This window comes from Halohasta litchfieldiae, assembly GCF_002788215.1.
In the GTDB taxonomy this organism is placed as follows: Archaea; Halobacteriota; Halobacteria; order Halobacteriales; family Haloferacaceae; genus Halohasta; species Halohasta litchfieldiae.
The window spans coordinates 3,001,944-3,028,543 of record NZ_CP024845.1; the positions used below are offsets into that span (position 1 = coordinate 3,001,944).

The following is a 26,600-nucleotide window of genomic DNA, read 5'->3' on the forward strand; positions in this document are numbered from 1 at the left end:
TACACTATTCACGCACACAGTTGGAGTGACAGATAGTGAGTACGGACGCCAGCGAGGAGCAACCGACGGTTATCGGCGTCGACGTCGGCGGTACCTTCACTGATGTCGTCCTGTTGGCCGACGGTGAACTGACGACACTGAAAGTACCGACCACCAAAGACCAAAGCAAGGGCGTTATGCAGGGCCTAACGCGGGCCTGTTCGGCCGCAGATATCGCCCCGAGTGAGATCGATGCGTTCAGCCACGCGATGACCGTCTCGGTCAACGCCTTGTTGGAGGAAAACGGCGCAAAAACGGCGCTGATTACCACCGAGGGGTTCCGGGATGTGCTCGAAATCGGTCGACAGGACCGCCCCGCACTTTACGATCTGAACGCCGACAAACCGACGCCACTCGTTCCCCGACGGCGACGGTTTGAACTCGGCGAACGGGCGACAACAGAGGGTATCGAACGGCCAGTCGACGACAGTGAGATCGACAGGCTCGTCGACACAATCGTCGACAGTGAAATTGAAAGCGTCGCCGTCTGTCTGCTTCATGCCTACGCCCATCCGGACAACGAAAAACGGGTCGCAGCGCGACTCCGTGAGCGGCTCGATGTTCCGGTGTCTGCCTCCCATGAGGTGCTGGCGGAGTTCCGCGAGTACGAACGGAGTTCGACGACAGTAGTCGACGCCTACGTCCGTCCGCCAATCGAACGCTATCTCTCACGACTCGAAGGGCGCGCCGTCGACGCTGGTGTGCCAACCCCACGTATTATGCAGTCCAACGGTGGCATCGCCGACAGCGAGACCGTCCGAAAGCGGGCAGTCACCACCGTTCTCTCCGGGCCCGCGGCGGGCGTTACCAGCGCGAGTGCGGTTGAAACCGACAAGGAGGGACTGATCACCTTCGATATGGGCGGTACCTCCAGCGATGTGAGTCTCGTCCGAGAGGGAGGCGCGGAGATCACAACCGACGCCAAAATCGGTGGTCGACCCATCGGCGTGCCGATGGTCGACGTCCATACGGTCGGCGCGGGCGGCGGCTCGATTGGGTGGGTCGACGCCGGTGGCGCGCTTCGGGTCGGCCCGGAGTCCGCCGGCGCGATGCCGGGACCCGCGGCCTACGGTCGCGGCGGCACCAAGCCGACGGTCACCGACGCCAACCTCGTGTTGGGGTATATCGGCGACGACGCCGAACTCGGCGGTGATCTTTCGCTGGATGCCGAGGCCGCACGGACAGCACTCGACTCGCTCGCAGCAGAGGCCGGGGTAGACGGCCCACTAGCTGCCGCCCGCGGTGTCTACCGAATTGCCAACGCCAACATGACACGGGCGATTCGGGCGGTCACGGTCGAACGCGGCCACGATCCACGCCAGTTTGGCCTCTGTGCGTTCGGCGGCGCTGGCCCGATGCACGCCGCGCAGATGGCCGAAACGCTCGGCGTCGACAGGGTAGTCGTCCCCTACGCCAGCGGCGTCCGGTCGGCGTTCGGCCTGCTGTCGGCCGACGAGAAACACGACGCGGCCCAAACAGTTCGAACACCGCTTTCGGCGGTCGACTCGGAGTTAATTGACGAGACGCTCTCGGAACTCCGGTCGGATGTGCTCTCTCGGCTGGGTTCTGGAGTCGACGAGACGGCGGCGAGAGTCGAGTATGCGGCTGATCTCCGCTACAGCGGCCAGAGCTTCGAACTCACCGTACCGATTTCGCGGCCGGTCGACATCGAGACGGTCGACTCGGCGTTCCACGCGGCTCACGAACAGAACTCGGGCTACCGAATGGACGATCCAGTCGAACTCGTCACGCTCCGGGCGACTGCAGTGGCCGAACGTGAGCCACCAGCAGTCGTCTACGAGCCGGAGGCACCGGCCCAGATTGGCCACCGGGAGGCGTTTTTCGACGACGAGTTTGTCGAGACACCGATCTACAACCGTGGTGAGATTGCGGTCGACCACTCGGTTGGGGGCCCAGCGATCATCGAGGCCGACGAGTCGACGACGGTTGTCCCACCTACCTGGACGGCGACCGTCAGTGCGGATGGGACACTCAGACTCAGACGGGAGGACTCTATATGACAGACACCACCGAAAGCTCCGATGTCGCCGAGGAGATTGATCCTGTGACGCTCGAAATCATGCGTAACCAGCTAGAGGGCGTCGCCGAGGAGATGGGACAAGTGCTAGTAGCCGGTGCCTACTCGCCGAATATCAAGGAGCGACGGGACTGTTCGACCGCGCTGTTCGACACCGAGGGTCGACTCATAGCCCAAGCCGAACACATACCGGTTCATCTGGGTGCGATGCCGGAGGCCGTCGAGGCGGTCCGCCAACAGGACCCACAGCCGGGCGATATCTGGCTGCTCAACGACCCGTTTGCCGGTGGTACCCATCTCCCAGATCTGACGATGGTCTCGCCGATAACGCTCGACGGTGAGCCAGTCGGCTACGCCGTCTCGCGGGCCCACCATGCCGATATCGGCGGGATGGTACCCGGAAGCATGCCTGCCGGGGCCAGAGAGATCTATCAGGAGGGAGTTCGGATTCCACCAGTCAGAATCGTTGCGGAGGGAGAACGGAACGAGGAACTGCTGTCGCTGCTGTTGGCGAACGTCCGCAACAGCGAGGAACGACGGGCCGATCTTCGTGCACAGATCGCCGCCAACGACCGGGCCGAACTGCGGCTCTCGGAGCTTCGAGACGACCACGGCACCGAGACACTCCGCGCGGCTTTCGACGCCGTCATCGACTATTCCCGAGAGCGCATGGAAGCCGCAATCGCGGAGCTTCCAACCGGTACGTTCGCCGCCGAAGACTTCCTCGAAGGCGACGGCATCACCGACGAGGATGTCCCAATTAGGGCGCGTATAACGATTCACAACAACTCTTTGACCGTCGACTTTACCGACACGGCCCCACAGGTCGACGGTAACGTCAACGCGCCGCGAGCGGTCACCAAAAGTGCAGTCTACTTCGTCGTCCGCGCGGTGACTGATCCTGATATACCACCGAACGAGGGCTGTTATCAGCCCGTTTCGGTTGAGATTCCGAGTGGAAGTCTCCTTGATCCGGAGCCACCTGCAGCCGTTGTGGGCGGCAACGTCGAGACCAGCCAGCGAGTAACTGATACGGTGCTGTCGGCGTTCGCGGAGGCAGTCCCCGACCAACTACCGGCACAGGGACAGGGGACGATGAACAACCTCACAATCGGAAGCCGGGATGGCGAAGGGTTCAGCTACTACGAGACGATTGGTGGTGGGTTCGGCGGTCGACCGACCAAAGATGGGATGGACGGCGTCCAAGTCGGGATGACGAACACGCTGAATACGCCGGTCGAGGCGCTTGAGGCCGAGTATCCGCTCCGGGTGACGCGCTACGCGCTGCGCCCTGACAGCGGCGGTCGTGGCCAGTATCGCGGCGGGCTTGGCATCGAACGCCGCATAACAACCGAGGTTCCAGCCACCGTGTCACTACTGACCGAGCGTCGACGCTACCCGCCTCGTGGCGTTGCTGGCGGCGAGGACGGCGCGTGTGGAACAAATTTGATCGATGGCGAGCCAGTGGGCGCGAAAACAACAGTTGAGGTCGACGCCGGAACCACAGTCACAGTTCGAACACCGGGTGGCGGCGGTCACGGGCCACCGAAAAAACGGGACGAGCAGTCGACGGCGACTGATGTTACCGATGGGAAACGGACCAAGTCGGTCGACCAAGAGCACACTGACGCCGAAGACGCCGAGTAGGCGGCGACTACTCCGATGTCTCGTCGGCGGGAACGGCTTCGGCCTGCCACTCGTCGACCAACTGTTCGGCGGCTTCGCGGTTTTCGACAACTTCGTACTCGTAGCCGCGTCCCTCGTTGGCCTGATACAGCCGGTCGAGTCGGACCGCAAACTGGTCGTCAGTGCGTCGACGGAGCCGGATGCTTGCGTTGTCGTCGGCGCGAGTCCACTCTTCGAGACCGTCTTCGGCTGTCGTCTGCTCCCAATCCATGCCGTATCAACGGGAGGCGGCTACACGTACGTTACGGAACGTACCTTTCATACTGTCTGCTGTAGACGGTTCCCGCTTGACCACCTAACGGTCGGGGTCAAGACGGGAACTTCCTACAGCAAACCGTATCAGTCGGACTGAGCGGTTGCAGCCAGCTGCTGTTCCTCACCGCCTTCGGCCGACCGAATGACCGTTCCACAGTTCGGACAGAGCGGGTAACCGAAATCGTCGTATCGGGTTGCAGTTGGAATGATGTTACAGGAGGGACACGCGTTCGCGGAGAGCCATTGGAAGGGCATACACCATCTGTTTTCGGTATCCTACCTAAGTAATCGGCCTCTAGCTTTTAAAGCGATGTTTCAGACACTGGTTTCGGTCGACACTGCTTTGGAGATGGCCGGACAGATACTGCCATGTCATCACATGCGGATCGATTGGCGGCCTGTCGACGGCGGCTTGCGGATGTCGACGCCGATGGGATCGTTTGTTTCCCGAGTCGAAATCTCGAATATCTCACCGGCTTCGCCGAGGAGCCAAGCGAGCGAGCACTGTTTTTGTTTCTGACGACCGATCACGAACCGGTGTTTTTCGTCCCCGAACTGGCCGCGCAACAAATTGAGGACCGAACTCCAGTCGACAGAATTCGAACGTGGAGCGACAGCGAGGGACCGACCGAACCGCTTGCAGAGTTGTGTTCGGAGCTTGGGCTCGACGGTGGCCACCTCCTTGTCGACGAGACGATGTGGGCGCGGTTTACCCAGCTGCTGGAGTCGATACTCCCGAATACGACGTTTGGACTGGCCGACGAGCTACTGGCTGAACTTCGGATACGGAAGGACAACGCCGAACTCGCCGCACTCCGCCGGGCTGCGACAGCTGCCGACACTGCAATGACGGCTGTTCGAGAGCTCGGCTCCGAGGCGGTCGGGATGACTGAAGCCGAACTCGCTAGCCGGATCGAAGCCGAACTCACCGCTGCTGGTGGGAAAGAACCTTCATTTGAGCTAATCGTCGGCTCGGGGGCCAACGGCGCAATGCCACACCACACCCATGGCGACCGTACCATCGAATCGGGCGACCCTGTGGTTCTGGATTTCGGAACCCGCGTCGACGGCTACCCCTCCGACCAAACCCGAACAGTTGTCTTCGACGGCGAGCCCAGCGAGGAGTTTAAAAGGGTCCACGATATCGTCAACCGGGCACAGCAGGCCGCTATCGAGACTGTTGAGCCGGGGATGACCGCAGGGAAGGTCGACGCGGCGGTCCGCGAGATCATCAGGGAGGCGGGCTACGGCGAGCAGTTCATCCACCGGACGGGCCACGGCGTCGGCCTTGATATTCACGAAGAACCACTGATCGTCGACGGTAGTGACCGCCTACTCGAACCACAGATGGTGTTTTCGGTGGAGCCGGGTGTATATCTCTCTGGCGAGTTCGGCGTCCGAATCGAGGATCTCGTGGTTGTAACTCAGGATGGCTGTGAGCGACTCAATACCACGTCGCGCGAGTGGCGTATATAACAATTAGTCAGCGACTACTCGTCTTCGTCGGCGTCGTCTTCTTCTTCTTCGTCGGTGGCCAGCAGTTCGGTTTCTTCGAGGACAGCTTCGACCTCGTCGACCGAGTACTGGTGGTAAGCTTCGTCCTCAACGGTGATCGTCGCCAGACCGAGTCCATCCGGTTCGAGCAGTTCATCTGTGGCATCCGACAGCGCGCCGAGTGCGAGTTCGATTCCCTCGTCGAGAGTCAGTTCCTCGGTGAATCCTTCTTCGAGGTATTCACGGATGTCGGCTCTGTTCTCGCCGATAGCCAGTGCTTTCCACTCGTAGGGCGTCCCCGACGGATCGGTCTCGAACAGTCGTGGCTCGCCGTTTTCGATGCCGCCGACCACCAGCGCAACCCCGAACGGTCGGGCACCGCCGATCTGGGTGTACTGCTGGATGTAGTCGGTAACCGTTTTGGTCAGCGTTTCGACGCCCATCGGCTCGCCGTAGCGGAGGTGTTCGACCTGTGCCTGTCGACGGGCGAAATCGATCAGTTGGCGGGCGTCAGCGACGTGGCCAGCCGAGGCGATGCCGACGTGGTCGTCGGCCTTGTGGAGCTTTTCGATGCTTTCGGGCTCCATAAGCGGCGAATGGCTACGTTTGTCTGCGAGCAGTACGACTCCGTCTGCGGTTCGGACGCCGATGGACGCCGAGCCGCGTTTGACTGCTTCGCGGGCGTATTCGACCTGGTAGAGTCGACCGTCCGGCGAGAAGATGGTGATGCCACGGTCGTACGCCTGCTGTTGGGATTGTCCCTGCATATAATCTCACTCGAAATCGAGTTCCGTCGCACTCACCAACCCCCTCGGCATCGATACCTCGACTGCCTCACCCCGTGAGACAGCAGCCCGACGGGCGTCCGCGAATACGACGTGTCTCTGCTCGAAATCTCCGGTCCGGCGTCCTAAATAGCTTTCCTCACAGGCTCGGACGGTCCCCGAAATCCCACGAACGACAACCCCGACCGGCTCGCCGTCGATTGCGTCGACACAGGCCACTGCGGCTCGCGCAGCGTCGGTTTCGCCCCGCCGGACACGGATGATCGTCTCTCCAACACCATCCTCGAACCGGAAATCGTACACCGTGAGGTCTGCATCGGCACTCCCCGGATCGCCCAGCAGGTTCCCCGCAGCATACCAGAGTTCCCGCTGGAAGGTCCCGCGGTCAATCTTTGCGTCGGGCGTCGACTCGATGTCGACCGCGAGATACCGCCACCGTGGCCGGATGTGTTTCGGGAGGTGTTTCATCGTGGCTCCTCCGGTTGGCTGTTGTCTGCAGTGTATCGGCCGCGTGTGACGCCCGGCTCGATGAACGAGTCGGCCGCTCGCTGCCTGTTGCGGGCCGCAAGCCGCTCCCACTCTTCGAGGCCGCTTTCGATCTGGGCGGCCGAAAACCCAATCTGCTCGCCGAGGGCGATCAGTTCCCGCGGGGCGCGAAGCCACAGATGGGTCGTCGCGCTCGCGCTGACAACGTATGGCGTGTCGTACTGGTCGACCAACTCACGGAGTTTGCGGAGTCCGCGGAGCGCTTGGACGCGCTGGCCGCCGCTGGATCGGAGGACGGGGCCGAAATCGAACTCGACGCGGACGCCGTGGGTTTTGGCGGCGCGGGCGAGTACGTGGTTGAAATTCCCGTCGCCAGCCATCGGTCGTGTGAGCACGTCGACCCGATCCTGTTCGACGGCGTACCGATTGAGTGCGTTCGTGCCGCCGCGGACCAAAAGCAGGGTACAGTCCCGTCGGAAGTTGCCTATCGATCCCGAGAGGCTGTCCGGACTGTCGGCCTCGACTTCGATTCCGGCAACGATGTCGACGCCATAGCGGTCGGCGATTGCCTCGGCGTCGTAGTCGGCGTCCCGCGTTCGGACAACGAGCCCATCGTAGCCGAGGCTCGCGGCCGTCTTCGCACAGCGGCTGACGGTGCTCGTCCCGTCGGGGTAGGCGGCGACCGCCTCGTACATACTCGTCATTGTCGTGTCGGTGGCTTTGTGGTTCCGGTTCGCTCTGCTCAATCGGCGTCTTCATCTCGGCTGGCCGGATCGCTGGTCGCCTGCTGGACGTCGACGGCGGCCCGATTCTCGGCGACGTCGTGAACCCGAACGATGTCGGCCCCACGCTCGGCGGCCAGCGCAGTGGCGGCGACAGTCGCATCGCGTCGATCATCGGGCGTCCGGTCGACGTGGTCGAACATCGATTTGTGGGAGTGACCGACCAAAATCGGACAGCCGAGGGCCCGGAACTCGTCGAGTCGACCGAGGAGTTCGAAGCTCTCGGCGGGGGTTTTGCCGAAGCCGAGTCCGGGGTCGACGATGATGCGTTCGCGGGGAATACCGGCTTTTTCGGCGAGAACGACACGCTCGTTGAGGGATCGGATCACGTCGTCGACGACGTCCTCGTAGTCGACGTCCCTATCGGGGACGACCGGCGTATCGATGGAGTGCATGACGATCACCGGCACCTCGCGGTCGGCAGCGAGGAACCGCATCTCGGGGTCTTCGAGTCCGGCGACATCGTTGAGGATGTCCGCCCCGGCATCGAGTGCGGCCTCGGCGACCGCCGCCTTCCGGGTGTCGACCGAGATCCAGACGTCGAGATCGGAGATGGCCTCGATGATTGGCACGACGCGTTCGATTTCCTCCTCGACAGGCACCGGATCGGCTCCCGGACGGGTACTTTCGCCCCCAATGTCGATGATGTCGGCACCTTCGTCGACCAGTTGTTTGGCTCCCGCAATGGCGGCCTCCGGGTCGAAAAACTCCCCGCCGTCGTGGAAGCTATTGGGCGTCACGTTGAGAATTCCCATGACTGCGGTCCCCTCGTCCCATGGATACGGCATATCGGGGTCGTTGCTGTCTGTTCGTTCGGCAAGCCCAACTTGTCGACGGATTTCGTCGGCAATGCCCGCAAGGCCGAACGGCTGGCTATCGAGTGTCGCCGTGAGTTGACGGAACTGGGCGAGAGTACCCATCAGAACGACGTCGTGGAGTTCGCCCGCGGCGGTGACACCAGAGGTGCCACAACTCCCACCGAGCGACCGGAGTTCTCGGTCGAGGATCGTCGCCTGTCGACCTTCGACTGCCATCGTCGCTACGCGGTGGACCGCTCGCTCGGCTTCGGTGTCGGTTTCCCACTCAGTCACGTGGGCCTTTGACAGCACGTCTCTGGCAGTCTGGCTGTCGTCGACGCGCTTCGGAACTCCTCGCCGTGTCATCGTCGTCCGAGCCTCGCCGACCGCGAACAGCGAACCAGTGACGAGCAAACAGTCGTCGGGGCCAGCACGCTCCTTGGCTTGCTCGAAGGCCTCGGCGACCGACGAGCCAGCAGCCACATCGTCGACACCGGTGCTTTCGAAAACTTTGGCGAGCACGGCGGGGTCCTCGGCGCGTTCGAGATTCGGTCGACAGGTGATGACAGAGTCGGCAGTCGGCAGCGTTTCGATCATTTCACGGTGAGATTTGTCGTGCATCGCGCCGAAGACGAGATGCAAGTCGTCGTAGTCAAACGTCGACAGCGTCTCGGCCAGCGTCGCGGTCGCCTCGGGGTTGTGTGCGCCGTCGAGTACGACAAGCGGCTCCTCGCGCATGACCTCGAACCGACCGGGCCAGTGGGCGTTGCGGAGTCCACGATGGATCGTCTCAGCACTGACGTCGACTGTGTCATTGTCGACCGCCCCAAAGAGTTGGCTGGCCAGCGTCGTGGCGATCCCGGCGTTGAGTGCCTGATGTTCGCCGAGCAGTGGGAACCGGACGTCGAGACCGCCGGTGCCAACAGTCGAGGCGAGGCCGCCAGTGCCATTGGTCGGGTCAAGGCCGCCGTCGACCGGGAGTTCGATCCGCGCACCGGCTTCGGTGTGATTGACTCGACCCTCGTAGCTGACGGTGACATCCGAGGGCTCGCCGCCAGCCGTGCCGACGGTCAGCAGTTCGCCAGCCTCCCCACGGATGACGTCGCGGGCTTCACCGGTCGCACCGGTGACCAGTGGTGTCCCGCCGCCGGGAGCGACTTTGGCTTTCGTGGTGGCAATTTCTTCGATGGTATCGCCGAGAACCGAGGTGTGTTCGAGCGTGACTGTGGTTACACAGCTCGCGATTGGGTCGACCACGCTCGTGGCGTCGTACTCGCCGCCGAGGCCGACTTCGAGAACCGCGACGTCGACGTCTTCGCGGTCGAAATACCAGATCCCCATCATCGTGATGACCTCGAAGAAGGTTAGCGGCTCGCCGTCTGCGGCGCGGTCGACCAGCCACGGTTTGGTCCGTTCGATGAACTCGGTGATCGCACTGGCGGTAATCGGTCGGCCGTCGACCTGAACCCGTTCGTCCAGCGAGACCAGATGCGGTGAGCTATACAGCCCGACCGACAGCCCGCTCTCCCGGAGGATCGATTCGACCATCTTCGCCGTGCTGCCCTTCCCGTTCGAGCCCGCGATCTGGACGAACGGGATGTCAGCGCCCGGCTCGTTGAGTTCCGCTCTGAGATCAGCGATAGCGTCGGTACCGGGGCGAACCGAGAAACGGCGGAGGTCGAAAAGAAAGTTAGCCGCCTCGTAATACTCCATACTCCAGCATCCAACTGCCGCTGGTTATCTGCTTCGGTGCTCGGTGACCAGCACCGCGATCAACTGTACGACAAGTCTCGAAGGAACCACCGATCCAATCACCGATTCACGGAGCGATACGGCAGGAGCGGCGGTCGGGCAGTGAACGCTTTTGTAGTCTCCCGTGTGTCGTAGTAGTATGGATCTGCCAGCCGGAGAGGTGTCGTCGACGCCAATCGAATACGAGCCCGTCAGCGTCAAAGACGTGCTCGTCGAGATGAAAGACACCGCCGAGCTGTTGATCGATCTCGCCTACTCGGCAGTGCTCCACCAGAGCGACGAGATCGCCACCGAAGTGCTCCGCTTGGAGCAGAAAATGGACGTCCTCGAAATCCGAGCCCAGATGAGCCTCCTGATGGCCGCCCGAAGCCCGTCGGACGCCGAGGCGCTCGCCCCGGTGTTGAGCATCGTCAACGCGGCTGACCAGATCAGCGACGCCGCCGGGGATATCGCCAAAATCGTCCTCGAAGACATCGGGCTGCCGGAGGCGATGCGGGCGGCACTCCCCGAAGCCGTCGAGACGCTGGTTCGGGGCGTCGTCGACGCCGAGTCGGCGTACGCCAACCGGAGGCTCGGGGATATCGATCTCGAATCCGAAACCGGCGTTCGGGTGATCGCGCTCCGCCGGGGCGACGACTGGCTGCTGAACCCCGGTCCGGACACCGTGGTCTGTGCCGGCGATATCGCGCTCCTCCGCGGTCCCGAAGCCGAAATCGGGGGTGTCTACGAGACGCTGAGTGCGACACCGTACGATCCCGTCGTGCCGGAGGCCCCCGAACTCGATGATCTCGAACGCGCCGTCGACACCATCGTCCACATGAAGAACCTCTCGGAACTCGCGGTCGACCTCGCCTACAGCAGCGTGCTGTTCGACGACGCCGAACTCGCCGAGGAGGTCAGCAACCTCGAAGTCGAGGTCGACGCCCTAGAGTCCAGATTCGAGGCGTGGGTCCTCCAAGCCGCGGCCGACGCTGAGGACCCCGTTACGCTTCGCGGACTAATCCACCTCGGAACCAGCACAGAGGTGATCAGCGATGCCGCACACGACATCAGCGAGGGCGTCCTCCGGGATATCGAGGTGCATCCGGTGGTCCAACTCGCCGTCCAAGAGAGCGACGAGATCATCACTCGTGCCGAAATCACGACCGGGAGCCAGCTTGACGGCACCACCGTCTCCGAGGGCGTCCCGGATGCCGACGTGACGATGTCGGTAATTGCGATTCGTCGACCCGGTGACGGCTGGATTCTGGTCGCCGATGCCGACGCCGAACTCCGCGGCGGTGACATCGTCATCGCCAAAGGAACCCGGACCGCTGCCGAGCAGTTCCGAACGGTAGCCGACGCCTAACGAACCACTTATTGGGATGAGCGGCCCCGTTTTGGGTATGAACTACGAGCAGGTCCGGTCGGTCGACCCGGCGGTCGCAGACGCCCTCGAAGGCGAAGATTCGCGGCAGGAAGGCACACTGGCGATGATCGCCAGCGAGAACCACGTCAGCAAAGCCGTCCTTGAGGCACAAGGGAGTGCGCTGACCAACAAGTACGCCGAAGGCTATCCCGGCAAGCGCTACTACGCCGGCTGTGAGTACGCCGACGACATCGAACAACTGGCCATCGACCGCGCCAAAGAGCTCTGGGGTGCCGAACACGTCAACGTCCAGCCCCACTCCGGCACGCAGGCCAACCAGTCGGTCTACTTTGCCACGCTCGAACCCGGCGACAAGATCCTCTCGCTGGATCTGACTCACGGCGGCCACCTCAGCCACGGCCACCCCGCCAACTTCGTCGGCCAGTTCTACAACGTCGAGCAGTACGAAGTCGACCCCGAAACGGGCTACGTCGACTACGAAGGTCTCGCCGAGATGGCCGCGGAGTTCGAACCGGATATGATCGTTTCGGGCTACTCCGCCTACCCGCGTGAGGTTGAGTGGGAGACGATCCAGGACGTCGCCGACGACGTGGGAGCCTACCACCTCGCCGACATCGCCCACATCACTGGTCTCGTTGCTGGGGGCGTCCACCGCTCGCCGGTCGGCATCGCCGACTTCGTCACGGGGTCGACTCACAAGACGATCCGCGCCGGTCGCGGTGGCATCGTGATGACGAGCGAGGAACACGCCGACGATATCGACAACGCCGTCTTCCCCGGTGGTCAGGGCGGACCCCTCATGCACAACATCGCGGGCAAGGCAGTCGGCTTCGGTGAGGCCCTCGAGCCTGAGTTCGAGGCGTACGCCGAACAGGTCGTCGACAACGCTGAGGTCCTCGCCGAGCGGTTCGCCGACCACGGTTTCGAGGTCGTTTCGGGCGGAACGGACACCCACCTCGTCCTCGTGGATCTCCGGGAGTCCCATCCCGACCTGCCGGGCAGCGACGCCGAAGACGCCCTTGCGGATGCTGGCATCGTGCTCAACGCAAACACCGTGCCGGGCGAGACGCGCTCGCCGTTCAACCCCAGCGGGATTCGCGCCGGAACGCCCGCGCTCACCACGCGTGGCTTCGACGAGGAGACGATGGCCGAGGTCGCCGATCTGATTTACAAGGTCGTCGACAACCACGACGACGACGAGGTTATCGCCGAGGTCAGCGAACGTGTCGACGAACTGTGTGCTGAGCATCCGCTCTACGAGTAATTCCCGGACCTGCCAACCGCAGTTGTAGATATTTCGACGGTGTCCAACGGTCAGGACGTAGATTTTTGTTCAACAAGAGAGAATCCTGTCGTGACACTCGTCCGTCAGATATATGCCTGATTTTGGCTATATTATCAATACAGAGAAAAGATGGAACATAGGAAATACCATCTCGTTGGCTACGGACTGGCGCTGATTGGGTGTCTCACAATCAGTGCCAGTTTCATACTCTCCGAGAGTCTCGTGCTCTCTGAAGTAGCCCCCATAGTTCTCCTCGTTCTTGGGAATGCTGTCGCCCTCGTATTCGGGCTCAGGAACGTCTTCACAAAGACGGAGAGCGAGTACGATCTGGAACACTCATTCGCCTACCGAGTTGTTAATGTGGGCGCTGTGATCATTACGGTCACTTCCGGGTTGTTGATATTTGTAGTTGGGATCGTGTCTCTCGGTGTCTTTGGGTGAGTCCGGGTGTGTTTTATCTGAGAGGGAGCTCGTTGTCAGTCCGCGTGTTCAGGTCGACTGTTCGACCCACCGAGCGCTGTGCGGGCAGTTGCAAAGGTACGCGTAATGATCTCAGAGACACTCTGTCGACGCTTGAGAAACAGTCCAAGGCCGAGAACCATGTAGACAGCAGTGTAGGCATACAACACCAAGATGCTAATTTCGGTCACGGCTGGCTCAGTAAACGTTCGAATCACGTAGAACTCCAGCAGAACCTGTGTACTAAACAGTACGAGGAGGACGAGTGCCTCGCGGATACTGATCTCGAAGTTCACCAAAATGGCGATGGCAAACAGGCTCTGTGCGGCGGTGATCCAGATCTCGGCGGACTGCTTCGGGTCAAACGAAAGCGTGCCAATCGCACCGGCTGAGATGGAGTAGACGACTGCGAGCGTCCCGATCAGCAGCGTCCACTGATTGAGTTTCGAGGAGATGAGCGCGTTGAACCCGGCGGTCGACCGGGCTTTGTTCACCAAGTAGGCAACGACGATGAGTTCGGGGCTTTCGGAGGCCAGCGGGGCGATCCATTGAATCATGAAGAACTCGGGGATGCCGTACTGCAGCCCCAACTGTTCGAGTCCCTCGGCGAACGGATGGACGGCGGTGAAAATGATCGCCCCTGAAAACACGAAGCCGAGGAGAACGACTGCGATTCGCGGGAGTTTGGGATACTGCTGAAAGTAGGACGGAACGCCAACGTGGCCCTCGGGCTCTTCGACATCACCACGGATGATGATCGAGATGTAGAGGAGGAACAGTCCAACGAGGAACAGCGAATCGATCGGTCCGATGCCGCCACCCAGCGGGATGAAAAACGCGAACGCCGTGGCGATAAGCAGGAACGTGATCTCGGTTGCAATCCCGCGGTCGAGCGTGACCGCATCCCTGAGGAATCCCGAGCGGCTCTCAACCGCCGAATCGCGGGTTGTCTTGGCGCGGTAGATCGTAAACAGGGCGATGCCGGACCAACCGAGTCCGATGAGAATCCGATTCGCACCGGTCATATTGGCGACCGCGAGGTTACCGGCTTGGGCGGAGCCAGCCCCAGCCTGCCACGCGTACAGCGCGTCGACGGCGTATTCGGGGGCGACCGCGAGCACCGCCAACACGGCAATCGCAAACGCCCGAGGGACGTCCTTTTCTGCGGTTTCGGCCGCCCACGCGAGCAGAAACGCCGCACCAAGGATAGCGATACCGGCAATGAAAACGGCCATCACTGGGGTGATGTTCTCGCCGGGATGGACGGTTCCGTACCCGCCAGCCGAAACGAACGTAGCGATCCAAGGGACTGTCAGTAACAGGGTGAGAGCGACAGCAACGAGTGGATGGCGAAACCGAGCGAGCATTGGTGGAACAACAACAGGAACGTACCTACCTCTTTTGTTTGTCGGTGAGTGGTTGGGTTCGTTCGATCCTGCTGGGATCGGTTTGTGCTGTCACCCGCCGCAGTGGTTCCGAATCCTTTTGTCGACTCCCCACCGTCTATCACCCAATGACAGAGATTATCGACGGCAAAGCCGTCGCAAGCGACATTCGGAGCGAGATCACCGGCTGCGTCGACAGCCTCGAAGACGCCGGCGTCACCCCCGGCCTCGCCACCGTCCTGATGAGCGACGACGCCGCCAGCGAAACCTACGTCTCGATGAAACAGCGCGACTGCGAGGAGGTCGGCATCAACGGCATCCACGTCGAGATCGACCCCGAGGCCCCCGCCGAGGAACTCTTTGAGACGATTGACCAACTCAACGACGACCCCGAGGTCCACGGCATCCTCGTTCAGCTTCCGGTCCCCGACCACGTCGACAAACGCGAGGTCATCCGCGCGATTGATCCCGCCAAAGACGTCGACGGGTTCCACCCCGAGAACGTGGGTCGACTGGTCGCTGGCGACGCCCGATTCAAACCCTGTACGCCCCACGGCGTCCAGAAACTGCTCGAATACTACGAAATCGAAACCGAAGGCGCTGATGCGGTCGTCGTCGGCCGATCCGATATCGTCGGCAAACCGCTGGCCAATCTCCTCATCCAGAAGGCCCCACAGGGCAACGCGACAACGACGATCTGTCACTCACGCACTGACGACCTCGCCGCCAAAACAGGCGATGCGGACATCGTCGTTGCTGCCGCAGGCGTCCCGCAGTTCATCGACGGCTCGATGCTCAAGGAGGGTGCGACCGTCATCGACGTGGGTGTCAATCGCGTCGACGCGGACAATGATAAGGGATATAAACTCGTCGGCGACGTCGACTACGAGAGCGCCGAGGACGTGGCTGGCGCAATCACCCCGGTCCCCGGCGGCGTCGGCCCGATGACCCGCGCGATGCTCCTATATAATACGGTGAAAGCCGCAGGCGAGCAGGAAGGCGTCGACGTCGAACTTCCCTGATCGGTCCCGCGGTTAGTGCCGAAACAGGTAGATAGCGTCGTCCTGATGGAGGAGACAGAAACTCGCGCCGTCGTTTTCCGGGAACGTTGTCTCACGTTTTTTCGTCAGAAACAGTCGGTCAAACGGGTCGTTGCAGACCGGACACGGGACGTCTTTCCGGTTGTCGTACAGCCCGGTTTTCCCCGTGTCTCTGAGCTGTTTCATCTCGTGTCGGTGGTCGTGGACGTCGAACGTCGCGGGCATATCGTAGCTAATGACAGTCTATTGATTTGGTATTTTCGGGCTACTGGAGTCGCTGGAGTCGGTCACGAGCCGAGGCGAGGGCGTTTTCATCACCGGTTCGGAGATACTGTCCGATGGCGCGGGCCGCCGCGACCAGACTGTTGGTAGTCCCGAGCGACACCTCGCCCTGCAGGGCCTCGGCGCGTTTGATCTGTTCTCGGAGCGAGCCGAGCGTCTTGGTTGCCTCGGGATCGGGGTGGTCTTCGAGCCACGTCCGCAGATCACGCCGGTAGGCCTCGACGGCCTCGGCGACTGCCAACCCTCTGGCGGCCGCAAGCGAGTCGGGGATCTCGGTTTCGGGCGGCCACTCACCGCGGTCGGTGCCGCCGAGGAGTTCGAGGACGTACAGCTCTTCGGTCTCGGTTGGACTATGGCTTCGAGCCGCCAGATCCGCCGCATGGAGCAGCTCTCTGGCGGCGAGATAGCGGTCGTCGAGCGGCTGGAGCTCGCCGCCCTTGATGAATCCTCGCTTGCGCGTGTACTCCCGAAGCCGTTGTTTGAGATCGTCGACCGCGTGCTCCAACGGCTCGGTCGCCAACGTCCGCCGAACCGGCTCCAGATCCAACTCAGCCGGTGAATCCGTGTGCTCTCGGCGGTCCTCGTCGACGCCGACACTCCGCATCGACCCACAGTTCGGACAGCGAACACTCCCGGTCTCGTAGTATGACCACTGCGCATCACAGGACTGACACTCACGCGTCCCCCGTATCTTCATACACACCGTTCGGCTGGGGTGCCGAAAAACCGTTCGTGGTCAGTCGGTCGACCACTCGAAATTCGTGACAACTCGTAATCAAATTTGATAGCTACAAAGATATATTTATACCTATGCGGTTCTCAATCGGTAATGACGCTTCGCTTTGGAGGGCCGAAGCGTCAGCGGGGACCACAACGGAACGGACGGCACGTTTTCTGTGCCGCTTACGTTCCCCTTTTCAAAACACTACGAGCAAACAGCGGCAGTTCGGTATCGCTACTCGATGCTCAAAGAGCCACCGCTGCTGCCGCTCGATCCGTTTTCATCCCACTCGATTTCGAGTTCGAGAGACTTCTCTGGGTTCCCACCACTGCTGTCGGTTTCGCGTTCGGCTTTGACCTCGAAGGTCGGTCGGTCGGGGATCTCCATGGTCACGCTGTCGTCACCGGCCGACAGCGACACTGCCTCACCAGCGGACAACCGATCAGCGACTGCTCGCAGATAGTCGGCGATCTCTTGGCGGGACTGTGTCGACTCCGATTTAAACAGTACCTCTTCTGGCATAGTTACCAAAAGGGTCGCTCAACTAATAAATGATTAGCATGCAATCAATTACTTCTTTATCTGATATGTTACGTATCAGTTGTCAGGATACACCCGCTCTCAATAGCAAATCCTGCCGGTACTCTCCCAACCCACACATTCAGTCCGCTGTCAGGTCGGTAAATTTATTTGTTTTAGAGAATAAGCTGTGATCAGATATTACCAATGTACGACCTAACGGGATTCCAACGTGATCTGCTCTACGTTATCGCCGGGCTTGACGAACCACACGGGCTGGCGATCAAAGATGAACTCGAAGAGTACTACGAAAAAGAGATTCATCACGGTCGACTGTATCCGAATCTCGACACGCTGGTCGACAAGGGACTCGTCGAGAAGGGCCAGCGGGACCGCCGTACCAACTTCTACACGATGACGCGTCGCGGTCGTCGTGAGATCGACGCTCGCTCGGACTGGGAAGAGCAGTACCTTCCGGCCTGATCGGCCTGTTTTCGGAGTTACTCCGTCGACTGTTCTGACCGGGGCAGAGAGCCATCCTCGGCGGGTTCGACGGGCTGAGACGGTCTGAGCGGGACCCCAACCAGTTCCATCGGCGTCGACGGCTCATCGGCGAGGAGATCCGGCAACACGATTCTGGCGAACTGCACCACCAACACCAGCAGGACGGGCATCAGGAACAACCCGTACCAGCCGAACAGCAGCGGCCCAAGCGTGTAGGCCAACATCAGCGCGCCGACGTGGACGTTCCGTCCCGAGACGTAGGGCCGCAACACGAGATCCGGAATCGAGTCGACGACGACTAACGACAGCAGGAAAAATAGGACAACGAACCAGAGGGTTTCGGTGCCGGCGGTCGTGATGCTTTGGATCGTCATATAGAGTCCGACCGGCACGTAGATGAGTTTCATCCCGACGACCGGAATCAGACTCGCAACCCCTGCCAGCAGGCCAACGAGTGCGGCCGCCGGAATCGGGAGGGCGGGCGGTGCGATCACGTTCAAAACCGAGTAGGTGATGACCGCAATCGTCCCGGCGAACACCGCGTTGAGAATATTCCCGAAGAAAATGTCTTTGAGATCTCGGTCGACGGCAACGAGATAGCGTCGAAACAGCGTTCCCTTGTCGCCGAAAGCGTCCAACAGCCACGCCGAGATCCGGTGGTCATCTCGGAGGAGATAGAAGGCGAGCGCAACCATCGCAAACAGGTTGATAATCGCAATCGCAAACACCGACAGCGTCTCGACAGCCGAGGTGAGCGAGCCAAGCACCGACCCCACCAGTTCGGCGCTCAGGAACTCCCGAATGTCGGTCGACAACAACACTGCTGGATCGGTTATCCGGTTGAAAACAGCCGGATCGAGACCGAAATCCGTGGGATCGAGCGCTGTCGTCCGCGTGAGTTCGTTAAGCTGTCTAAAGACGATCAACAGCGCATAGGTGACAAGCGCCAGAGCGGGCAGTGCAAGGGCGAAAATCGAGATCCCCGCGGCCACGCTCGGATTGCCAACGCGACCTTCGATCCGGTTGTACACCGGTCGCGTCGAGTAGTAGAGAAACAGTCCGAACACCAGTGTCCCAATAAAGGAACTAACGACGTAAGCAACAGCACCAAGCAGGGCGATGCCGACCAACATCCAGATCGGATGCTGACGGAGCGTCGATTGGATCGACATAGCTAAACAGCCTCGGGGGGAGGGAAAAAGGATGTCGGCTTGCTGTCAGCAGGTGGCTGGTGGGTTACGACGGCCAACCGGGCGGTGTGTTGAAACCGCCAGCGTTCAAACATGTGGGAAATGGCGTCGACGATCCTCCAGACGGGCACGTTTTTCGGGTTCTCGTTCGACGAGCCAGTGGTTCAACTCGCGATGGCCGCCGCACTCGGATTGTTTCTCGGCCTCGAACGCGAGTGGTCCGAAAAGCCCGCCGGGATCCGAACCTTCTCGTTGACCTGTCTGCTCGGGGCCCTGTTTACGGTTATCGCCCGCGAAACCCAGTACGGAGCCCTCCTGATCGCCATCGGTGGCCTGTTCGTTATCAGCCAAAGCGTGCTCATCGGGGTCCAAGGGCTGTTGCCCTCCCGGTCGACCGACTCACTCTCGCTGACGACCTCGGTCTCGATGTTGGTGACCTACGGCGTTGGAATTCTGGTCGCCTCCGGCTTCGTCCTCGAAGGCGTCACCGTCGCCGTGGTGTCGTCGACGCTGCTCGTGCTCAAACGCGAACTCCACGAGATAGCTGGCGCCCTCTCTCGGGAAGAGATCCAGTCGGCCATCGAGTTCGCCATTTTGGCGTTCGTCATCTATCCCCTCCTCCCGACGGGGGTCATTGAGGTGGGACCGGTCCCATTCGAGCCACGCATCGCATGGCTGATGGTCGTCACAGTGGCGGGAATCGGTATTCTCAACTACGCACTGGTGCGAAGCTACGGCGGGCGAGGAATCGCGGTCACTGGGTTTTTCGGTGGGTTGGCCTCCTCGGCGGCAGTTGTCGGCGCAATGTTAGACCACGTCGACCAAAACACTGAGGCCGCCCAGTACGGCGTCGCGGCGGTGTTGCTGGCCAACGCCGCAATGGCGCTCCGGAATCTCGGCATTGCAGTCGCCTTTACCATCTCGGCAGGGACTGTACTCTACGGTGTGGTTGCCCCCCTTGGCGTGCTGGTCGTCGGCAGTTTCCTCATCGCGTGGCTCATCGCCGACTGGAACCAGGAGATCGAAATGGAGTTCGCCAGCCCGTTTTCGCTCCAAAATGCTTTGGCGTTCGGCTCGGTGTTCCTTTTTATTCTCGCCGGGAGCACCGTCGCCCAAGCCGAGTTCGGCACTGCTGGGCTGTATCTCAGCGCACTCATCTCTGGGTTGGTCTCCTCGGCAGGCGTGACGACCTCCGCGGTGTTGCTGTTCCGTGCCGGAACCATCGGCTCGTCGGAAACCGTCGTCGCAATTTTGCTTGCGACCGCCGCCAGCGTGCTCGTCAAAGTCGGCCTCTCTACTGCGGGTCCCAAACCGTTCGCCCGGGACGTGACACTCTGGAGCAGCGTCCTGCTGGCAGTCACCGGTCTCGTCACTGTCGGTGTGGTCTACGTCGGCTAGAAATCTGCTGTCAACGGACACTAGGGAGGTATCCTTATGCCCCTCAGAGGGTGTCATAGAATAGTTCTCATAGCGTGATGACGGTGCTTCCTGGATTGTCTCCGCGTTCGTCGTTGGTGATCGCAATAACGAGACGAAGGCACAGCGCGAGGAACACTTGTGCTCGTGCGTGGACGCGGCCTCGGGCGCGAACGTGCCCGAGGCCGCAGTCCTTGACGGCGTCGTTGGTTCGTTCGACTCCACTCCGGCGGTTGTACGTCTCGTCTAGCGTCGATTGCTTCAGCTGAACGTCCTCGCTGTGTTCGTCGATGCGGGCTTCGACCCTGTACTCGATGTCTTTCGGATCGTCGGTGTTTCGTGCGTTGTACGGAGCGACTGGCACGACCCCTGCGGCCAGCAGGTGGTCGTGCCAGCCGAGCGTGTCGTAGGCGCTGTCTCCAAGCATCCAGATCGGTTTCTCGACGGCGAGCGCGTCACACGTGACGCGCATCGCCGTCTCCTCTGGCGCTTGCTTGCTCTCGGTGAACTCCGCGGCAATCGGGATCTTTTGCCCGGTCGAGACGATCGTACAGCCGTAGCCGTGGTAGTACTCTTCGGCGGTTGGATCGTAGCCTTTCGACGCGTCTTGGTCGGCGGGCATCGTCCTCACGTCGGTGGAATCGATGGAGTAGGTCAAGTCGAGCAGGCCGCGGCAGGCGGCCTGCTCGACGAGGCGGTCGAAGACCTCGTCGACGACGTGTTCGAGGTCGGTGAGGAAGCGATCGACCGCGTCTCTCGACGGCGGTCGATCGAAGCCACAGCTGAGCCAGACGACCGTGTTCTGGAGTTCTCGCGTGACTGGACGGATGCCGTAGACGTTCTTGTAGTAGCAGTGCAGGAACGCTCGGAAGAGTGCTGGTGGGTGATGATCTCGTGTTCGCCCCCGGCGAGCGGGGGCGAACACATCGAATTCTTCGAGAAAGTCGAACTCAAGATGCTCGAACAACGCGAGCGTCTCGGTCGCCATTACATTGAAGAACTCGTCGATAGAAGTCTCCTCTTGCAGGATGCTGGCGCTCGTAGACACAGTTCCAACATCCTGCGTCTTCGTGTGTGACGCTTTCTATGACACCCTCCCCTCAGGCAACTATCTAGTCCTACAGAGAATATCTCGTATCACGTTATACTATGCTTACTAAACTACTGACTGCGCCGGAACCCGTCCAGACGTCCATCCCGCTGTTCGAGATCTATCTGGTCGTGTTCGGGGCCGCTGCAGTCGCCTGTTTTGCGAGCCTGAGTCGCGCGGCGGAGATCACGAACAACGACACCCGACGAGGATTGGTGGCGCTGTTGGTGACCAGTGGCCTCTGGGCGACGTTCCACGTCGGCTATCTCGCCGCACCAACCGCCGAACTCCAGTACGGCTTTTATATGGCCGGCCTCATCGTTGGTCTGAGCACGGTCGGGCCGTGGCTCTACTTCTGTTCGGCCTACACCGGCCGGACGCTCCACCGAAATCCGACCTACCAGCAGGCCGCTGTCGGCCTCTACCTCTCGATCGTTGCGGTGAAGCTCACGAACCCGTTCCACGGCCTGTACTTCACCGCACGGCCCGTCGAGACGCCGTTTCCCCACCTGCTGATCGAGCATGGGGCGCTCCACTGGGCTGCGATGGGACTGGCCTACGCGCTCGCCGTCGTCGGCATTTTCATGCTGTTCGAGTTGTTCGCACAGGTCGACTACGACACGACGCCGTTCGTGATTCTCGTCGGGCTGACCGCGCTGCCGGTCGTCCTCGATATCGTTGGCTTCGTCAGCCCACAGTTTCTCGATGTCTCCTACTCGTCGGTCGGAGTGGCAGTGTTCGCCGTCGGCGTGCTGTTCATCTACACAGACCAGTTCCAGACGATCCAACTGGCTGGCCCGTACGACGATCCGGTGATCGTCGTCGACGACGAACAGGGGATTCGAGACTACAATCAGGCTGCCCTGTCGCTGTTTCCGGCGCTCGAAGACGCCATCGACGCGGAGCTATCGAGCGTCGTGCCCCGAATCGCGGTCGCGCTCACGACCGACAACACGCTCGAATGTCGGTCCAACGGCGAGAGTCGGTATTTCAGCGTCTCCTCGAACCACTTCAGCACCGGCAAGGCCCAACTCGGCCAAATCGTGCTGTTGCAAGATATCACCGAACAGGAACGCTACCGCATCGATCTCGAAAACCAAAACACACGCTTAGAGAAGTTCACTGGGATAGTATCACACGACCTCCGGAACCCACTCAACATCGCCCAAGGAAACATCGACCTTGCCATCGAGACTGGTGACGACGACACCCTCGACACAGTCAAAACCGCCCTCGACCGGATGGAAGAACTCATCGCCGATCTGCTCGCGTTGGCCCGCCAAGGCAAGCCCATCGACGAAACCGAACGGGTTTCGCTGGCCGAACTCGTCGAGTCGTGTTGGAAAATGGTCGACGTCGCCGAGGCCCAACTCGACATTGAGGCCGACCTGACTCTCGATGCTGACCCCGACCGTCTCCAACAGCTGTTGGAGAACCTCATTCGCAACGCGGTCGAGCATGGCGGCGAGAGTGTGACCATCTCCGTAGGACCGCTCGCCGACGACAGAGGGTTCTATCTCGAAGACGACGGTCCGGGAATCCCCGAGGACACACAGGACGACGTCTTCGATTCGGGCTACACCACCTCACGAAACGGCACCGGGTTCGGACTCAGTATCGTCAAGGAGATCGTCGACGCCCACGGCTGGACGATTCGGGTCACGAACGGCGACAGCGGCGGCGCACGGTTCGAAATCGAAACAGGGGGCCAGTCGAGAGATGAGACTACTGAAAAAGGCGACGAGACCGAACCGGAACAAGAAGCAACAGTCGACCGGGTCTAAACCAGCATCTCTTCTTCGGCTTCGAGCAGCTCGTGGTACCGGTTGCGGATGGTGACTTCGGAGATGTCAGCGACCTCCGAGACTGCGGCTTGGGTGGTCTTCTCGTTGGTCAGCAGTGCGGCCGCGTACACCGCGGCTGCAGCGAGGCCGACCGGCGATTTGCCGCTGTGGACGCCCTGTTCTTTGGCGTTTTTCAGCAGCTGTTTGGCCCGCATTTCGGACTCCTCGGAGAGCTCCAGCGACGAAGCAAACCGCGGGACGTACTGTTCGGGGTCGGCTGGTCGGACTTCGAGCGAAAGCTCACGGACGACATAACGGTAGGTCCGGGCAATCTCGCTTTTCTCGACTCGGGAGACGTCGGCAATCTCGTCGAGGCTCCGTGGGACGCCTGCCATCCGGGCGGCAGCGTACACGCAGGACGTCGACACACCCTCAATCGAGCGACCCGGCAGCAGGTCCTCGTTGAGCGCGCGGCGGTAGATGACCGAGGCGGTCTCCCGAACGTTGTCCGGCAGGCCAAGGGCGGAGGCCATCCGGTCGATCTCGCCGAGGGCCTGTTTGAGGTTCCGCTCTTTGGAGTCGCGGGTACGGAACCGCTCGTTCCATTTGCGGAGTCGCTGCATCTTCTGGCGCTGCCGAGCACCCAGCGAGCGACCGTAGGCGTCCTTGTTCCGCCAGTCGATGTTCGTCGACAACCCTTTGTCGTGCATCGTGTTGGTGGTCGGCGCACCGACACGCGATTTCTGGTCCTTTTCGGCGCTGTCAAACGCTCGCCACTCGGGACCACGGTCGACGGAGTCCTCGGTGATCACGAGGCCACAGTCGTCACAGACGGTCTCGCCGTGTTCGTCGTCGGTGATGACGTTCCCACTACATTCGGGGCACTGGAGCGTATCGCTTTCGCTTTCGGTTTCTGATTCGGTTTCGGAGGCAGTTCCTTGCCGCTCTCGGGACCGCGAGCGGCCGTTAGTCGAGGTAAACGTTCGTTCACTCATTGTGTCTAAATCGCCCCCGTTATGCTGAATAAAAATACGGGAACGGTCGTTGCAAATACGAAGACAGAATATTACTTAAGCAGTTTGGTATTGGACGGAGGCCGCCGGATACAGCCACGAATACGGCGAACGAACCTGATAGTTTGTCGTCGGCATATCGGTAGTTGCCGAATGTATTGCGAACTGACATCGATAGCGACCGCGTTGTTTTCGGTCGTGTAGCTCCCAGTCGACCTATGAGCAGTCTCCGAATCGTCTCGCTGGCCCCGAGTGCGACCGCCACGCTCTCGGCGCTCGGCCTCGCCGAGCAGGTAGTGGGCGTCACAGCTCACTGTGACCTCGACCGTCCGGTCGTCGGTGGGTGGCTGAACCCTGACTACGACGAAATCGCCGCGCTGTCGCCGGATCTCGTCTGTACGAGCGACGGGCTCCAGCGAGAGATTCGTGACGAACTCCGCGGCCGGGGGTATAGCATCCACCACGACGAACCCAGTCGACTCGACGATGTGCTGGCGGGGTTCGAATCGCTGGGCGTGGCCGTCGACGCCCCCGAGGCTGGAGCCGACCTCCGAGCCGATGCAACTCGGCGACTCGATTTAGTCGCCGAGCGAGTCGACCAGCAACTCGCCGGCACTGACGCTGATACCGACCGCAGTCGACCGGCCGTCTACTGTGAGGAGTGGTCCGATCCGCCGATGGCCGCCGGGAATTGGGTTCCGGATGCTGTCGAAGCCGCCGGTGGGCGGTATCCATTTGTCGACCCCGGCGAGCGCTCACAGGAAGTCGACCACGAAACCGTCGCGGCAGCCGATCCAGATCATGCCGTCCTGCATATCTGTGGGACCGGCGATCAAGTATCACCTGACCGCCTGACAGAGCGAGGCTGGGAACTCGATTGGTCGGTCCACGTTGTCGACGACTCCCTGTTAAACCAGCCGAGCCCACGGCTGATCGATGGTATCGAACTCCTTGCCGAGCGACTGTATTCTATTTAAAAAGACGGAGGGTGCCTACGAGATGGCCGGTGTACCGGGCTGTTGTTGGACGTTCCGGTAGAGTCGACTCGCCAGAATCATCCCGCCGACGCCGAGGACGAGATAGATCACGAACCCGGTGGCGTAGCCGTCGACGCCTTGGAAGTCGACGAACAGCCCGAGCAACGGCGGGACGACGAAGCCGCCGAACGCGCCGAGTCCGCCGACGAGTCCCGAGGCTCCGCCAACTGCTTCGGGGACATATTTGGGGACGAGTTGGAACACCGCAGCGTTCGCAACACCCATCCCGACCGCCAGCAGGAACGTGGCGGCAATTGCGGTCCACAGATCACGAGTGATGACGAGTAGGATCGAACTACAGCCGATAGCCCCGAAGCTGACGATGGCGGTCGGCTCGCCGCCGACGGTGTCGCTGACCCAGCCGCCGGGCACCCGAATCAGTGCCGCCACAAGTACGAACGTGATCGCGGTCACGACGCCCGCCGAGCGAATGTCGAGGCCGTGGAGTTCGATCCAGTAGGAGGGCAACCAGACAGAGAGCGCCAGAAAACCACCGAAAGAAACGAAAAACATCGCCACCAGCGCCCAGACGCGCCGAATCTTGGCCGCGTTGCGGATCGATTCCATCGCATTGCCGGAGGGAAACAGCTCTTGGCCCTCGGCTTGTGCCTGCTCTTTGGCTGGTTCGGCGTTGAGACCCTGCTTGCGGAGTTGGAAGTAGTAGGGGTCGACCGTGTAGTAGGCAAAGATGCCAGTGCCGACGACCAGCAGGCCGAGCCACAGCAGGTAGGTCTGGGTGATCCCGACGGCGGTGATGACGACCGGAACGATGAGCGTTGCCACGCCGGGAGAACTGTTGCCGAGTCCGGCGTAGATGGCGAGTGCGGTTCCCTGTTTATCCGTCGGATACCAGTAGGAGGTCTGGGCACTACCGATGGAGAAGACCGCGATGCCACAGCCGCTCAGCGAGCCGAAGAGGAAGACGAGCGGGAAGTGCCGGAACGCCAGCCCGTCGGGATACAGGTACAGTAAGATCACTGCCAGCCCGGTCATCCCGACAATCGAGAGCAGGAGGAGGATGATAAACGGGCGCTTCGCGCCAACGTCGTCGGTCCACGCGCCGAAGGGGATGCGGAGCAGCGAGCCACTCAACTGCGGCGCGGCCACGAGCAACCCCAACAGGAAGCCCGACAGCCCCATTGCCTCGCCGAACTGTGGCGCAACAGGTCCGTACAACACGACACCGGCAAACCCAATGAAAAACCCAAAGGTTGCGGTTATCAGCCCTTGTTGGGGAGAACCGCGAAGATCGGAACCATCCATACGACTGAGTGCACGATCATCCACTAAAATAGCACTGATTCAGATATAATTTAACTAATTTACACCAAATTATTCAAAAGGTCGATCCTATGCGTGTTTTCTGGACATTCCGTCTCTTTTCAACTGGGC

Annotated in this window: 25 protein-coding genes; 11 read left to right on the plus strand and 14 right to left on the minus strand. The window is 61.2% G+C overall.

All coding sequences use genetic code 11. From position 1 onward, the window contains the following. Positions 1–35 precede the first annotated feature (35 nt). Both HALTADL_RS15200 and HALTADL_RS15205 read left to right on the plus strand, forming a co-directional pair. Positions 36–2,060 (plus strand): hydantoinase/oxoprolinase family protein, encoded by a 2,025-nt coding sequence (locus HALTADL_RS15200; RefSeq protein ID WP_089670798.1) that lies wholly within the window; start codon positions 36–38, stop codon positions 2,058–2,060. Beyond that, complete coding sequence (locus HALTADL_RS15205) at positions 2,057–3,724, plus strand: hydantoinase B/oxoprolinase family protein (RefSeq protein ID WP_089670797.1); 1,668 nt, start codon at positions 2,057–2,059, stop codon at positions 3,722–3,724. Before HALTADL_RS15200 ends, HALTADL_RS15205 begins: the two co-directional genes overlap by 4 nt. Positions 3,725–3,731: 7 nt before the next feature. Here HALTADL_RS15205 and HALTADL_RS15210 read toward each other — a convergent pair whose 3' ends face one another. Together HALTADL_RS15210 and HALTADL_RS17490 are read right to left on the minus strand one after the other, a co-directional pair. After that, positions 3,732–3,974 carry a DUF7543 family protein gene (locus HALTADL_RS15210; RefSeq protein ID WP_089670796.1) on the minus strand — a complete coding sequence of 81 codons (243 nt, stop codon included), beginning with the start codon at positions 3,972–3,974 and terminating at the stop codon, positions 3,732–3,734. A 128-nt stretch (positions 3,975–4,102) separates the two neighbouring features. Beyond that, positions 4,103–4,273: a hypothetical protein gene (locus HALTADL_RS17490; protein ID WP_162551741.1), complete on the minus strand. Its 171-nt coding sequence runs from the start codon at positions 4,271–4,273 to the stop codon at positions 4,103–4,105. 114 nt (positions 4,274–4,387) lie between these two features. On the opposite strand from HALTADL_RS17490, the gene HALTADL_RS15215 reads away from it, so the two are divergent. Next, positions 4,388–5,494: a M24 family metallopeptidase gene (locus HALTADL_RS15215; RefSeq protein ID WP_089670795.1), complete on the plus strand. Its 1,107-nt coding sequence runs from the start codon at positions 4,388–4,390 to the stop codon at positions 5,492–5,494. A gap of 14 nt (positions 5,495–5,508) precedes the next feature. Here the strand turns inward: HALTADL_RS15215 and psmA are convergent, their stop codons facing one another. From psmA to folP, 4 genes are read right to left on the minus strand one after another with little or no spacing between them, the layout of a single operon-like run. Continuing rightward, the gene (gene psmA, locus HALTADL_RS15220) at positions 5,509–6,279 is read right to left on the minus strand and encodes an archaeal proteasome endopeptidase complex subunit alpha (RefSeq protein ID WP_089670794.1); all 771 of its coding nucleotides are present in this window, start codon (positions 6,277–6,279) and stop codon (positions 5,509–5,511) included. 6 nt (positions 6,280–6,285) lie between these two features. Further along, complete coding sequence (locus HALTADL_RS15225) at positions 6,286–6,765, minus strand: Rpp14/Pop5 family protein (RefSeq protein ID WP_089670793.1); 480 nt, start codon at positions 6,763–6,765, stop codon at positions 6,286–6,288. After that, complete coding sequence (locus tag HALTADL_RS15230) at positions 6,762–7,478, minus strand: RNase P subunit p30 family protein (protein ID WP_089670792.1); 717 nt, start codon at positions 7,476–7,478, stop codon at positions 6,762–6,764. Before HALTADL_RS15230 ends, HALTADL_RS15225 begins: the two co-directional genes overlap by 4 nt. A gap of 47 nt (positions 7,479–7,525) precedes the next feature. After that, entirely contained in the window at positions 7,526–10,075 is a 2,550-nt protein-coding gene (gene folP / locus HALTADL_RS15235; RefSeq protein WP_089670791.1) for a dihydropteroate synthase, read from the minus strand. A gap of 178 nt (positions 10,076–10,253) precedes the next feature. Here folP and HALTADL_RS15240 point away from each other — a divergent pair, with 178 nt between their 5' ends. The 3 genes from HALTADL_RS15240 (at position 10,254) to HALTADL_RS15250 (ending at position 13,209) form a co-directional block, all read left to right on the plus strand. Continuing rightward, a complete protein-coding gene (locus tag HALTADL_RS15240) occupies positions 10,254–11,462 on the plus strand; it encodes a potassium channel family protein (protein WP_089670790.1) in 1,209 nt (402 codons plus the stop codon). A gap of 37 nt (positions 11,463–11,499) precedes the next feature. Next, the gene (gene glyA / locus HALTADL_RS15245) at positions 11,500–12,747 is read left to right on the plus strand and encodes a serine hydroxymethyltransferase (RefSeq protein ID WP_089670789.1); all 1,248 of its coding nucleotides are present in this window, start codon (positions 11,500–11,502) and stop codon (positions 12,745–12,747) included. Positions 12,748–12,897: 150 nt separating this feature from the next. Next, a complete protein-coding gene (locus HALTADL_RS15250) occupies positions 12,898–13,209 on the plus strand; it encodes a hypothetical protein (RefSeq protein ID WP_089670788.1) in 312 nt (103 codons plus the stop codon). 35 nt (positions 13,210–13,244) lie between these two features. Here HALTADL_RS15250 and HALTADL_RS15255 read toward each other — a convergent pair whose 3' ends face one another. Then, complete coding sequence (locus HALTADL_RS15255; RefSeq protein WP_089670787.1) at positions 13,245–14,594, minus strand: sodium:calcium antiporter; 1,350 nt, start codon at positions 14,592–14,594, stop codon at positions 13,245–13,247. Between the two features lie 146 nt (positions 14,595–14,740). Between HALTADL_RS15255 and HALTADL_RS15260 the strand changes: the two genes are divergently transcribed. Beyond that, positions 14,741–15,634 (plus strand): bifunctional methylenetetrahydrofolate dehydrogenase/methenyltetrahydrofolate cyclohydrolase, encoded by an 894-nt coding sequence (locus tag HALTADL_RS15260; RefSeq protein WP_089670786.1) that lies wholly within the window; start codon positions 14,741–14,743, stop codon positions 15,632–15,634. Positions 15,635–15,646: 12 nt separating this feature from the next. Here the strand turns inward: HALTADL_RS15260 and HALTADL_RS15265 are convergent, their stop codons facing one another. The 3 genes from HALTADL_RS15265 to HALTADL_RS15275 all read right to left on the minus strand — a co-directional run bounded on the left by HALTADL_RS15265 (position 15,647) and on the right by HALTADL_RS15275 (position 17,177). Then, positions 15,647–15,877, minus strand: a complete 231-nt coding sequence (locus tag HALTADL_RS15265; protein WP_089670785.1) for a DUF7385 family protein — start codon at positions 15,875–15,877, stop codon at positions 15,647–15,649. Positions 15,878–15,917: 40 nt separating this feature from the next. Further along, entirely contained in the window at positions 15,918–16,631 is a 714-nt protein-coding gene (locus tag HALTADL_RS15270; protein ID WP_089670784.1) for a DUF7117 family protein, read from the minus strand. A 258-nt stretch (positions 16,632–16,889) separates the two neighbouring features. Further along, a complete protein-coding gene (locus tag HALTADL_RS15275; RefSeq protein ID WP_089670783.1) occupies positions 16,890–17,177 on the minus strand; it encodes an amphi-Trp domain-containing protein in 288 nt (95 codons plus the stop codon). Between the two features lie 204 nt (positions 17,178–17,381). On the opposite strand from HALTADL_RS15275, the gene HALTADL_RS15280 reads away from it, so the two are divergent. Continuing rightward, positions 17,382–17,657 (plus strand): PadR family transcriptional regulator, encoded by a 276-nt coding sequence (locus HALTADL_RS15280; protein WP_089670782.1) that lies wholly within the window; start codon positions 17,382–17,384, stop codon positions 17,655–17,657. A gap of 17 nt (positions 17,658–17,674) precedes the next feature. On the opposite strand, the gene HALTADL_RS15285 is transcribed toward HALTADL_RS15280, so the two are convergent. Continuing rightward, positions 17,675–18,850, minus strand: coding sequence for an AI-2E family transporter (locus tag HALTADL_RS15285; RefSeq protein ID WP_089670781.1), 1,176 nt, complete (start codon positions 18,848–18,850; stop codon positions 17,675–17,677). A 120-nt stretch (positions 18,851–18,970) separates the two neighbouring features. Between HALTADL_RS15285 and HALTADL_RS15290 the strand changes: the two genes are divergently transcribed. After that, positions 18,971–20,266, plus strand: coding sequence for an MgtC/SapB family protein (locus HALTADL_RS15290; protein WP_245708340.1), 1,296 nt, complete (start codon positions 18,971–18,973; stop codon positions 20,264–20,266). A gap of 67 nt (positions 20,267–20,333) precedes the next feature. Here the strand turns inward: HALTADL_RS15290 and HALTADL_RS15295 are convergent, their stop codons facing one another. Beyond that, the gene (locus HALTADL_RS15295) at positions 20,334–21,272 is read right to left on the minus strand and encodes a transposase (RefSeq protein WP_015911568.1); all 939 of its coding nucleotides are present in this window, start codon (positions 21,270–21,272) and stop codon (positions 20,334–20,336) included. Positions 21,273–21,433: 161 nt separating this feature from the next. On the opposite strand from HALTADL_RS15295, the gene HALTADL_RS15300 reads away from it, so the two are divergent. Then, positions 21,434–23,158, plus strand: coding sequence for a sensor histidine kinase (locus HALTADL_RS15300; RefSeq protein ID WP_089671451.1), 1,725 nt, complete (start codon positions 21,434–21,436; stop codon positions 23,156–23,158). Here the strand turns inward: HALTADL_RS15300 and HALTADL_RS15305 are convergent. Then, positions 23,155–24,153 (minus strand): transcription initiation factor IIB, encoded by a 999-nt coding sequence (locus tag HALTADL_RS15305; protein ID WP_089671450.1) that lies wholly within the window; start codon positions 24,151–24,153, stop codon positions 23,155–23,157. The two genes, HALTADL_RS15300 and HALTADL_RS15305, sit on opposite strands and share 4 nt — an antisense overlap. Positions 24,154–24,389: 236 nt before the next feature. Here HALTADL_RS15305 and HALTADL_RS15310 point away from each other — a divergent pair, with 236 nt between their 5' ends. After that, positions 24,390–25,148: a cobalamin-binding protein gene (locus HALTADL_RS15310; protein ID WP_089671449.1), complete on the plus strand. Its 759-nt coding sequence runs from the start codon at positions 24,390–24,392 to the stop codon at positions 25,146–25,148. A gap of 15 nt (positions 25,149–25,163) precedes the next feature. Here HALTADL_RS15310 and HALTADL_RS15315 read toward each other — a convergent pair whose 3' ends face one another. Next, complete coding sequence (locus HALTADL_RS15315; RefSeq protein ID WP_089671448.1) at positions 25,164–26,471, minus strand: MFS transporter; 1,308 nt, start codon at positions 26,469–26,471, stop codon at positions 25,164–25,166. Positions 26,472–26,600 lie beyond the last annotated feature (129 nt).